This window comes from Microbacterium sp. MAH-37, assembly GCF_009758255.1.
GTDB lineage: Bacteria > Actinomycetota > Actinomycetes > Actinomycetales > Microbacteriaceae > Microbacterium.
Window position 1 is genome coordinate 120948 of the sequence record NZ_WSEN01000008.1, and the last position, 12053, is coordinate 133000.

Below are 12053 nucleotides of genomic sequence, written 5' to 3' on the forward strand. Positions count from 1 at the left end.
CCACGCCCCGTTTCCTGCTCCGGTCGCAACGGTTGCGGGTGTCCCGCCGGGAACACCCGCAACGAGTGAGACCGGAGCGGCGTGAGGTCGACTACACCACGAGCTCGGCTCGCAGAACATGCTTGGTCACCTTGCCGGAGGGGTTGCGCGGCAGCGCCTCGCGCACGATCAGCTCGCGCGGGATCTTGTACTTCGCGAGATGGTCGGCGAGGAACACGCGCACGTCATCGAGCGACAGGTCGCCGGATGCCTCGACGACGGCCACCACGGTCTCACCCCACTCCTCGTGCGGGCGGCCGACGATCGCCGCATCCACGACGGACGGATGCTGCCGCAGGGCCTCCTCGACCTCGGGCGAGTAGACGTTCTCACCGCCGGTGATCACGACGTCCTTCAGCCGGTCGACGATGAACAGGTAGCCGTCGGCGTCGACGCGGGCGAGATCGCCGGTGCGATACCAGTCACCCTCGAAGACGGCGTCGGTCGCGGCGGCGTCGTTCAGGTACCCGACCATCCGCGTTGCGGAGCGCATCCAGAGCTCGCCGATCTCGCCGGCGGTCGCCTCGGAGCCCTCCGGATTCACCACCCGGATGTCGACACCCGGCATGCCGCCGGCGCCGATCGAGCCGGCCTTCTCGATCTGCTCGGCGGGGTAGAGAGCCGATCCGACCGGCCCCATCTCACTCATCCCGTACACCTGGTAGAACGCGTCTGTGCCATACGCCTTCTGCAGCATACGGACGGTGTCGGCGCCCATGGGCGCTCCGCCGTAGGCCCAGAGGCGCATCGATGACAGGTCGAAGTCGCCGAGGCTCATGCCCGCCGACGGCAGCACCTTCAGCGGTGCGAGGTAGGCGATCGGCGCACCGAAGAACACCGTCACGCGGTGCTGCTGCACCGTCTGCAGGAAGTGCACCGGGTGGTACTCCTTCAGCAGCACCGCCGTGCCGCCGAGGTACATCATCGACAGGAACCAGTTGTTCAGCGGCGACGCGTGCCAGATCGGCATGGCGATCAGGAACCGGTCTTCGCGCTGCAGCCCCACCGCGGCGGTCGTGTAGGCGGGCACGTTGGCCAGGCCTTCGTGGGTGTGCAGGCATCCCTTCGGGCTGCTCGTGGTGCCGGAGGTGTAGAGCACCTGCGCGATCTCGTCGCCGCCGACCTCGACGCCGTCCCACTCCTCCGCCGTGGCGACAGCAGCGTCGAACGAACCCGATCCGTCATCGGCGATGGTCAGCACCGTGGCATCCGGGGCGCCCTCGCGCACGCGACCCTCGAGATCGACGTCGGCGACGACGAGCATCAGCCCGGCGTGCGCGGCGACGTAGGCCACCTCGCGAGCGGTGAACTTGTGATTCACCGGCACGAGCGCGGCACCGGCGCGCCACAGGCCGAAGGCAGCGACGGCGAAGGCCGGGGTGTTGTAGGCCATCACGCCGACGCGGTCGCCCGGCTGCACGCCAGCGTCGCGGAACACGGCGGCGGCGCGGCGCGAGGCGGCCAGCAGCTCCCGGTAGTCGAGCGTGCCTAATTCGGAGACGATCGCGGGCTTGTCGGGGAAGGTGCGGGCGGAGCGCTCCAGCATCCAGGTCAGGTTCATCGGGTCCTCACGTCATCGTGTCGGGTGTTCGGCGGCGTTGCCTCGAGTATTGAATCGTGATTCAATACGGACATTGAATCACGATTCAACTGGCTTGTGAACCGGAGCGAAGGAGCACGGGATGGCACAGCGTCGCGAAGCAGGACGCCGGGAGGACCTCATCGAGGCCGCGACGGCGATCGTGCGGGACTCCGGGTTCGGCGCGGCATCGGTCAAGGCTGTCACCGCCCGTGCCGGCATGAGCGCCGGTCTGCTCTACAGCTACGCCGACGGCGTCGACGACGTGCTCGCCGAGGTGTTCCGCCGCTGCGCCGGCACCGAGCTCGCGGCCGTCGACCAGGCCGTGGTCGCCTCGAAGCGCACGGATGCCCCCGGCCGTCTGCTCGTGCTCATCGAGACCTTCGCCACCAGGGCGCTGCGCGGTGGACGCCTCGCGTGGGCGCTGCTCGTCGAGCCGGTCGGACGCGCGATCGACGAGGAGAGGCTGACCTATCGACGCGGCTACGCCGACATCCTCACCGAGATCGTGACGCAGGGCGTTCGCGAGGGCACGTTCGCCCCGCAGCATCCGGCGATCACCGCCGCCGGTCTCGTCGGCGCGATCGGAGAGGCGCTGGCCGGCCCGCTCACGCCCGTCAGCGCGGACGAGGACGATCCGGGTGCCGTCGTCGCCGCGATCTCCGAACTGTGCCTGCGCGCCGTCGGCGCCGCCCCCGAGCATCACACCGAGAAGGAATCATGAGCACGCACGAGGTCCTCAACCAGTCCCCCGCCCGCGTCGACGTCGACGAGTACGCGGCCAACGTCGCGCTCGCCGAAGGCGTCGCCCGGTACGACGCCGACTGGGCGCAGGACGAGCTGCACGCCACCGGCATCCGGGTCGGGACGGCCGAGTTCCAGGCCGACGCGCGCCGCGCGAACCGCAACAAGCCCCAGCTGCACACGCACGACCGCTGGGGCAACCGCATCGACGAGGTCGAGTACGACCCGTCGTACCACCGCGTGATCTCGGCCGCGGTCGCCGACGGCGCGCACACCAGCGCCTTCGCCGACCCGCGGCCCGGCGCGAACGTCGCGCGGGCGGCATCCTTCATGCTCTACGCGCAGATCGAGCCGGGGCACGCCTGCCCGGTGTCGATGACGCACTCGGCCGCGCCGGTGATCGCGCAGCATCCGTCGCTGGCGGCGGAGTGGATGCCGCGACTGCTGTCGCGCTCGTACTCGCCCGACCTGGTGCCGGGCAAGCAGAGTGCGCTGTTCGGCATGGCGATGACCGAGAAGCAGGGCGGGTCGGACGTGCGGGCGAACACGACCGTCGCCGTGCCGATCGGCGAGGGACGCTACGAGCTCACCGGACACAAGTGGTTCTGCTCGGCGCCGATGTCGGACGGCTTCCTCGTGCTCGCGCAGGCTCCCGGCGGACTGTCGTGCTTCCTGCTGCCGCGGCTGCGCGAGGACGGCAGTCGCAACGCCATGCGCGTCATGCGGCTGAAGGACAAGCTCGGCAATGCGTCGAACGCATCGAGCGAGGTCGAATACGAGGGCGCCGTCGCGCACCTCCTCGGCGAGGAGGGGCGCGGCGTGCGCACCATCATCGAGATGGTCACGAACACCCGGCTGGACTGCATCCTCGGGTCGCTCGCCGGCATGCGGCAGGCGGTCGCGGAGGCGTCCTGGCACGCCAGGCACCGCGCCGCTTTCGGACGGATGCTGATCGACCAGCCCGCCATGACCGGTGTCATCGCCGACCTGCAGCTCGAGGTCGAGGGCGTCACCGCCGCCGCGCTGCGGCTGGCCCGCGCGTACGACACGGATGCCTCGGAGCAGGATGTCGCATTCACGCGGCTGGGCACAGCCGTGATGAAGTACTGGGCCTGCAAGCGCGGCCCGGCGCACGCCGCCGAGGCGCTGGAGTGCCTGGGCGGCAACGGCATCACGGAGGACTTCCCGCTTGCGATGCGGTACCGCGAGCAGCCTGTGATGGCGGTGTGGGAGGGCTCTGGCAACGTGATCGCGCTCGACGTGCTGCGCGCGCTCGGCCGCGAGCCCGGCGCCTTCGAGGCGTTCGACGCCGAGGTCTCGCTCGCAAGAGGAGCGGATGCCCGGCTCGACGCGCACCTGGATCGCACCCGCGCTCTGGTCCGCGCCGTGGCGACGGATGCCGCACCCGAGCTGCGCGCGCGGGAACTGGTCGGGGCGCTGGCCCTGGCGCTGCAGGGGTCGCTGCTCGTGCAGCACGGTCCGGCGGCCGTGGCCGACGGCTTCGTGGCATCCCGCCTCGGCCCTGACTCCGGTTTCGCGAGCGGCGCCCTCTTCGGTGCACTGCCCGCCGGCGTCGACGCCGCCGCGGTCGCATCCCGCGCCTGACCTCGGCAGCTCCGGTCTCAACGGATGCGGGTGCTCCGGCCCCGCACCCGCAACGAGTGAGACCGGAGCAAGGGGAAGCGCCCGACCCGCCGGGGTAGCATGGCGACCACCGCGGAGAAGGGGCACCGATGCAGACCGAATACGACCTGATCGTGCTGGGCGGCGGAGCCGTCGGCGAGAACGTCGCAGACAGAGCGGTGCAGGGCGGCCTGTCCGTCGTCATCGTCGAGGACGAACTCGTCGGAGGCGAATGCTCCTACTGGGCGTGCATGCCCTCGAAGGCCCTGCTCCGCCCCGCCGCCGCGCTGCGCGCCGCGCGGCGTGTGCCGGGAGCATCCGAAGCGATCACCGGCGACCTCGACGTCAGCGCCGTCTTCGCCCGCCGCGACGAGGTGACCAACCACTGGCACGACGACAGCCAGGTGCGCTGGGTGGAGGGCGCGGGCATCGACCTGATCCGCGGCCACGGCCGGTTCATCGGGCCGAAGCAGATCGAGGTCGCGGCCGCTGGCGTCGTGCTGACGGCCCGGCACGCGGTGGCCGTCGTCACCGGGTCGAGGGCGACGATCCCCGACATCCCCGGGCTGCGGGACTCGAACCCGTGGACCAGCCGCGAGGCGACCAGCGCGAAGCGCGCCCCCGCCAGCCTCGCCGTCATCGGAGGCGGAGTCGTCGGCGCCGAGATGGCCGCCGCCTACGCCTCGTTCGGCACAGAGGTCACGATGATCGCCCGCGGACGCATACTCGGCAGCATCGAGCCGTTCGCCGCCGGGCTCGTCGTGGCGGGGCTCGAGGAGCAGGGCGTGCGCATCCTGACCGACACGTCACCGGCATCCGTCGACCGCGACCCCGACGGGGTGCGCATCTCGCTCGAGGGCGAGACACTCCTGGCCGAGGAGGTCCTCGTCGCGACCGGCCGCTCCCCGCGCACCGACGACCTCGGCCTCGAGGCGATCGGTCTGAAGCCCGGTGGATGGCTCGAGACCGACGACACCATGCGCGTGCCCGGGTTCGACTGGCTGTATGCCGTCGGCGACGTGACCCACCGCGCCCTGTTCACCCATCAGGGCAAGTACCAGGCGCGTGCCGCCGGCGACGTGATCGCCGCTCGCGCGCACGGCGCGCCCGTCGACGACGCGCCGTGGGGCGCGCACGTCGCCACCGCCGATCATCGCGCCGTCCCGCAGGTCGTGTTCACCGATCCCGAGGTTGCCGCCGTTGGCCTGACGGCGGCGGAGGCGGATGCCGCCGGCCTGCGCACGCGAGTGATCGACTACGACCTGTCGTGGCTGGCCGGTGCGTCCGTGCACGCCGTCGACTACCACGGGCAGGGCCGGATGATCGTCGACGAGGACCGCCGGGTGATCGTCGGCGCGACCTTCGCCGGGCCGGATGTCGCCGACCTGGTGCAGGCGGCGACGATCGCGATCGTCGGCGAGGTGCCGATCGACCGACTGTGGCACGCCGTGCCCGCGTATCCGACGGTCAGCGAGGTATGGCTGCGTTTCCTCGAGGAGTACGGTCGGCCGGTGGCCGGCGCGCACCACATCCCCGCGGCCGGCGAGCCGAGCATCCCCGAGCTCGAGGTCGACGAGAACATCGCGCCGCGCCCCGAGGAAGAGGCCGCAGATCTGAACCGCGCCGAGCCGGATGTCGCGGACCACAGTCACGACCGGGGATAGCAGCGGCAAGGACGCCGAGCTCGACCGGGAGCGTCCGTTCGGCTGGACGGCCTGAGACCCGGCGTCAGTCCAGCCAGCCCCGGCGCGCCGCCTGCAGACCGGCCTGGAACCGGGTCGTCGCATCCAAACGGTCGATCACGGCGTTGATGCGGCGGCGCGCGGTGTGCACGTGCACATCCAGCTGCCGCGCGATCGCCTCGTCCTTCAGACCGCTGGCCAGCAGCGCGATCAGCACGCGCTCATCGACGGTGGGCGGTGCGTCGCCGGCATCCGACGCGCCGGATGCCGGAACAGCGCCGAGCGGCACCGCCGTCTCCCAGAGCATCTCGAACAGCGGCAGCAGGGCGTTCATCAGCAAGCCGTCGCGGATGACCAGTGCGTGCTCGAGTGGATCGGCCGCCGCGGACGGCGGCATGAGCACCGTCGTCCGGTCGATGATCATCATCTTGGTGGGCACGGAAGGATGCACACGCACGCCCATGCCCCACTCGGCCAGCTCGGTAATCGCAGCCATGCGGCGCGGCGCGTCGAGCCCGCTCTTCGCGAACACGTTGCGCACGTTCACCCCGCGCGCCACAGCCATGCCTGCTTTGGTGCCGCCGGCCGTCGGTGGCCCGTCGGGGTCGTCCTCCTCGGGCTCGACTTCGGGCTGCGCATAGGGCGGGGAGTTCAGCACCAGGATCTCGTCCCGCGCGGAATCGACAAGGTCATCGGCTCGCCGGCGGATCTGCTCCGCCCCGGAGACCAGCTCCATGCCGTGCGCGACGAGCGCGCCCGGCGACGCAGCGAGCTCCGCCACCATCCGGTTGATCCCTTCGGACGCCGTTTCCAGCTCTGCCAGCCTGCGGTGCGCGTGGGCGAACTGCGCGTGCAGCGCCGTGCGCAGGGCGGTACCGGGCGCGACCGGCTCGCCCTCGGAGAGGAATCCGGCCTCCACGAGCCGATCGACCTGCTGCGGGGGCGCCGCATTCGCGGCATCTGCTCCTTGGGCGAGGAGGCGCTGGTAGAGGGCGAGGTCTTCCGCTGGAAGCCCGGTCCAGGACAGTCCGTCCGCCGCATCCGTCATCGAGGACCCTCCTGCCCACTTCTCTGCACTGCCCAGAAGTGGACGAGTCAGAGCATTGCCTTTGTCGAAGCCATGGCAATTCAATGAGGGAAAGCTCGCGATGAAGCGGGCCGGTTCCCCACACCATCACCAAATGGAGATTCTCCCATGTCGAGACAACGCACACGCCTGATCGCGGTCACCTCCGCGTTCGGTGTCGCCGCGTCCTTGGCGATCGCGCCCGTCGCGTTCGCCGATGATGCGTCCGACCCCGTCGACACGCCGACCACCGACACCCCATCGCAGGTCCTGGACATCAATGCCGAGATCGCCACGACGGATGCCGCAGAGGCCGCGACCACGTACCTCGCGGACAACAAGGATGCGTTCGGCATCGACACGTCCGACGTGAAGGTCGTCGGCACGACGGGTTCGCAGGGCACCGAGACGGTGCGCCTGCAGCAGACCGTCAACGACGTCCCCGTGTTCGGCGCGCAGTATCTCGTGCACATGAAGTCCGACACGGACAGCACGACCATCCTCAGCACGAACGGCACCTATCTGACCGACCTCGACGTCGACACCAAGGCGGATGCCACGGCAGAACAGGCCGCGGCGCAGGCCGAGGCGTACATCCGCGAGCAGCTGATGCGCGGCAAGATGGTCGCCGGCGACCCGCTGAAGGTCGAGACGAAGTCCGAAGGGCTCGTCATCGTTCCGGACGGCTCGGGCGCGCTGGCCTACAACATCCAGGTCAGCACCTCGAACCCCGACGACGGCACGCCCGTCATCAAGAACGTGTACGTCGACGCCGACACCGCATGGCCGATGTTCGCGCTCGACGCGATCCACACCCAGGACTGGACCGGAGACGCGGTCGAGGGCACCGGTGTGCTCACCTCCGGCAAGAAGGTGCCGCTGCAGCTGACCAAGAACCACGACGGCCAGTACCTGTTCCTGGACCAGTCGCGCCTGCCCGGCTCCGAGGCCGAGGTCGCGACCTTCGACGGCAGCAAGTACGAGGTCACCCAGCTCCTCGGTGTCTGGCCGGCCTCGCTCACGGACATCTACAACGGCCCCACGCCCGACTTCGGAAGCGACGCGACCGATGCCGGGCTCGTGGACGCGCACGTCAACGCGGGCAAGGTCCTGGACTACTACAAGTCTCTCGGTCGCGACGGTCTGGACGGCAAGGGCACCGACGTGACCTCGGTCGTCGGCGTCACCTACTACCACCAGCCCTATGTGAACGCCTTCTGGGACGGCAAGAAGATGGTGTATGGATCGGGCGACGCCGAGTACAAGGTCATGTCGTCCGAGATCGACGTGGTGGGCCACGAGATGACCCACGGCGTCATCGAGCACACCGCCAACCTCGTCTACGCCGGCCAGTCCGGCGCGATGAACGAGGGCATCGCCGACTACTTCGGCAACGCGCTCGACGTGCAGGAGTCCGGTACGTCGATGGATGACCCGAACGCGGGACTGCTCGGCGAGGACCTCTGCCGCACGCTGTCACCGCGGGATTGCGCGCTGCGCGATCTGGCCGACGGCCGCTCCATCACGACCTACCTGGGCATGGCGCTCGAACAGGACAACGCCGGCGTGCACTACAACTCGACGATCTTCTCGGGGGCCCTGTGGGACATCCGTAAGAACATCGGCGGTGACAAGGCCGACGCACTGGTCTACAAGGCACTCAGCGAGTACATGACCCCGCTCGATGACTTCGTCGCCGGCCGCAAGGCCGTGGAGCAGGCCGCGCGCGATCTGAAGATGCCGATGGGCCCGATCCAGTCGGCGTTCAACAAGCACGGCATCAAGGAGAACTGGCAGCAGCTCGCCGGTGACTCCACCCGCCTGATGAAGGACATCTGGACCGAGCGCACCGGACCGGCCGCAGCGGGCGGCTGGTGGGTCATGTCGCAGACCAGCGCGAACCAGGAGCCGTACGCGATCTACTCCGGCCGCACCGACGGCACTGACGAGAAGATCAAGATCTCGGACGCCCTGCCCGACCAGCGCCCCGACATGCCCAAGCGGTACAACGTGCTGCCGGCCACCGACGGCAAGAACGTCGCCTGGTGGGCCTGGGGGTCGACCGAGGCACGACTGATGATCGCACCGGTCGACGGCAGCGGCGAGCCGAAGCAGATCGGCTTCGGCACCAGCCCGTCGTTCCTGAACATCGACGGCGACTGGGTCACCTGGACCTCGCCGGTGTACGGCAAGCCGAAGCAGTACTACGTGAACGTCAACGAGCCGAACAAGGTCATCCCGGTGGACACCACGTACCACATCGGCAGCGCCTACGGTTCGATCAACGACGGCCGCATGGTCTACATGAAGAGCTGGCCCGACGCGCAGGGGTATCACCTGAACCTCTTCGTGCGCGACCTCGCGACCGGCACCGAGACGATGCTCCCCGAGATCACGCCGGATGCGGGCAACCCGAACGCAGGACTCTACGCGCCCAAGGCGCTGGACGACCGCATCGTGCTCGGCGCCGACCTGAAGGCCGGTGCGCGCACGGGGATCATCTCGGTCGACTGGTCCGGCGGCGACCGCAAGGTCATCGTCGACGAGCTCAGCGACGATGCACCGGTGCTCGGCGGCTACGAGGCCACCGCACAGGCCGTCACCTACGAGGACTGGCCCGGCGACATGCCGCCGAAGGTCTTCCAGGTCGGCCTCGAGGGCGGCCAGGTGCTGCCGATGTCATGCGCCACCGGCATGCAGCTGCGTGTCGCCGCCGATGAGGGCACCCGCGCGGTGTGGCTGGACACCTCATACGGCGACACCTCGCTGGTCGTGCGCGACAAGCCGCGCCAGCAGTGCTGACGCAGTAGCAGCGGATCGGAGGGTCCGGCGGGCGAATGCCCGCCGGACCCTCCTCTCGTCTTTCAGCGCGCGACGATGCGCACGCCGTACACGCCGCCGACCGGGCTGTCCCCCGCGCTCTGGAAGCGCACCGTCGCGACAGGGATGCGCTCCCCCGCGGCATCCAGGGCGAACCCGCCGGACTGGTCGCGTTTGAACCCACCTGCGGCGAGCACCGACGGCGGAAGCTCCAAGGACCGCTCATACGGCCCCTCGACGGCCGCCACGACCTCGCGTCGCAACACGCTCCCGTTCACCAGCACGTCGAAGGTGCGCCCGGCATCCGCTCCGCTGTACCGCACGACCAGCCAGTTCGCGCGTGAGGGGTCGACGATCATGTCGTACTCGAAGTACGCGTCCGGCGCCGCGCTCGCCTCGCGATACTGCATGCCGTCACGCACGCCGACGACCGAGTCGTGGAACCGGTGGTTCTTGTCGGCCTCGGAGTTGTTGTTGTCGAACGACGACAGTTCGTCGATAGTCCCGGATGCCGGTACCGCGGTATCCCGCACCGTGCCGCGCTCGACCAGGGTGACGTAGGTCGCGTACCGCGCACCGTACAGGCCGTAGTAGGGCTGCCATCTCAGCTCAGCGGCCTCCGGATCGACGTCGCGCATGGCGAAGCGCAGCTCGTCGCCCACCCGCACGAGATTCTCGGCGATGTCCGCCTGCCATCCGGCGGGGTCGTCTACGACCACCTCGCCGGTCAGCGACGGATCGGCGACTCCCATCTGCACCAGCACGCCGGCCGGGTACGACGCGTCGACGTTCTCGCGGCTCAGCTCGGCGGCCAGCAGCACCGGGCCATAGGTGAATGCGACCCAGTTCGGGTTCTCGGTGCCGGCCGACACCCGCACCTCGGCGGTCAGCCGGTACTCGAGCACGTCTCCGGCGGCGACGGGCACTTCCAGGTACCCGTCGCGAACGGATGCGGCGACGGCCACCCCGTTCACGGCGAGGGTCGGCTCGGACGCGGCCCACTGCGGCGCCCGCAGCCGGAGGGTCGTCCCTTCAGCGACGGCGTTGCCGTCGAGCGCAGCGACCCGCAGTCGCACCAGCGACGTGCGCGGCACATCGGCCTCCACCGTCAGCCGCAGGTTCCGCGCCCCCGCCCGCAGCTCACTCGACACGAACCGGTTCACGACCACCGAGCCGCCGTCGATGAAGTAGATGCCGTCGCCCAGCTTCGTGAAGCTCTCGATGCCGGTGCCGTGATCGCACCAGAACTGGTCGAGCGGCTGCCCGAACACCTTGGCGTACCCGGCCTTCTGCGGCTGGAAGTACGTCACCATGCCGGTCTCGGGGTTCTGCGAGGCGAGGATGCTGTTGATGAAGACGTGCTCGTCGTAGTCGGCGTACTTCACGTCGCCGGTGAGCGAGTACAGCGCCCGGGTCAGCTTGAGCATGTTGTACTCGTTGCAGCCTTCGGCGGTGGAGTTCTCGCCGTATCCGGTGGTCACCCCGGTGTTGGCCCTGGCGAACAGCGTGCCGGGGGCGTGGAAGTGCTCGGACTGGCTGTTCGCCCCGTTCGCGTAGGTGTGGTCCGCGATCACGATGTGCCAGAAGTTCTCCGCCGCAGTGCGGTACAGCGGGTCGGCATCGGGCACCACGACCGACCGCGCGAGCGCGCCGATCAGCTTGGGGATGGTGGTGTTCGCGTGCCGGCCGGCGAGCACGTCCTCGCCTGCGGCCAGCTGCCGGAACAGCTCCACCTCGTCGAAGCGCTCGGCCGCCCGCCGGTGCTGCTCGTCACCGGTGACCGCGTACAGGCGGTACAGCGCGTCATTCATCCCGCCGTACTCCGTGCCGAGGATGATCGACGGATCATCGAGCGATCCCGCGTACGTCTCCGCCCACGCTCCGAAGGCGCTCGCCACCCGCAGCGCGACCTCGCCGATCTCGGGCGGCCCGTAGCGATGCGCGTCGAGCAGCCCGGCGAGCACCTTGTGCAGGTTGTAGAAGGGCACCAGAAGCCCGTCGCCGCCGCTGGGCAGCAGGTCGATCGGGAAGGCGGAGACATAGCCCGCAGCATCCGGATGCCTGGACGCGTAGGCCCGCTGGCAGCGGTCGAGCCCGCGCACGGCGATCTCGAGGTTCGCTGCGATGCGCGCTCGCAGCTCGTCGTCTGATGCCGTCGCATGCGACTGCGCCAGCGCCGAGATCAGGTGCCCGTAGAAGTGCCCCTGGAAGCGCACGCCCTCCTCGCGCTCCCACCCGCCATACCCCTCAGCTGTCGCCGGAGGCAGTCCCGCCTGTCGGTAGAACGAGAACAGCATGCGCTCCGGGTCGAGGCTCAGCACGTACTCGAGCGTCTTGGCGGCGGCGTTGCGCAGGTACTCGTCGTGCACGACGACATCGCTCAGCGGGGCGGCTTCATACAGCATGGTCCGATCCTTCCACCATTTCGTGACCGGTCACAGCACCGCCACCGCCTGCGCGCCACGCGGACGCAGCGACTCATCGCGGCCGGCCCGCGCGG

Annotated in this window: 7 protein-coding genes; 4 read left to right on the top strand and 3 right to left on the bottom strand. The window is 69.7% G+C overall.

Translation table 11 applies throughout. The annotated features are described in order from the left end of the window. Window positions 1-91 precede the first annotated feature (91 nt). Window positions 92-1600: a class I adenylate-forming enzyme family protein gene (locus GON06_RS10955; protein ID WP_157312348.1), complete on the bottom strand. Its 1509-nt coding sequence runs from the start codon at window positions 1598-1600 to the stop codon at window positions 92-94. Between the two features lie 121 nt (window positions 1601-1721). Here GON06_RS10955 and GON06_RS10960 point away from each other — a divergent pair, with 121 nt between their 5' ends. From GON06_RS10960 to GON06_RS10970, 3 genes are all read left to right on the top strand, one after another. After that, window positions 1722-2342, top strand: coding sequence for a TetR/AcrR family transcriptional regulator (locus tag GON06_RS10960; RefSeq protein WP_157312349.1), 621 nt, complete (start codon window positions 1722-1724; stop codon window positions 2340-2342). Next, window positions 2339-3967 (top strand): acyl-CoA dehydrogenase family protein, encoded by a 1629-nt coding sequence (locus tag GON06_RS10965; RefSeq protein ID WP_157312350.1) that lies wholly within the window; start codon window positions 2339-2341, stop codon window positions 3965-3967. Before GON06_RS10960 ends, GON06_RS10965 begins: the two co-directional genes overlap by 4 nt. Window positions 3968-4095: 128 nt before the next feature. Beyond that, window positions 4096-5649, top strand: coding sequence for a dihydrolipoyl dehydrogenase family protein (locus tag GON06_RS10970; RefSeq protein WP_157312351.1), 1554 nt, complete (start codon window positions 4096-4098; stop codon window positions 5647-5649). Between the two features lie 64 nt (window positions 5650-5713). On the opposite strand, the gene GON06_RS10975 is transcribed toward GON06_RS10970, so the two are convergent. Further along, a complete protein-coding gene (locus GON06_RS10975) occupies window positions 5714-6715 on the bottom strand; it encodes a LuxR family transcriptional regulator (RefSeq protein ID WP_157312352.1) in 1002 nt (333 codons plus the stop codon). Between the two features lie 147 nt (window positions 6716-6862). Here GON06_RS10975 and GON06_RS10980 point away from each other — a divergent pair, with 147 nt between their 5' ends. Beyond that, entirely contained in the window at window positions 6863-9535 is a 2673-nt protein-coding gene (locus GON06_RS10980; RefSeq protein ID WP_157312353.1) for a M4 family metallopeptidase, read from the top strand. Between the two features lie 62 nt (window positions 9536-9597). Here GON06_RS10980 and GON06_RS10985 read toward each other — a convergent pair whose 3' ends face one another. Continuing rightward, window positions 9598-11958: a beta-L-arabinofuranosidase domain-containing protein gene (locus GON06_RS10985; RefSeq protein WP_157312354.1), complete on the bottom strand. Its 2361-nt coding sequence runs from the start codon at window positions 11956-11958 to the stop codon at window positions 9598-9600. Window positions 11959-12053: the final 95 nt, after the last annotated feature.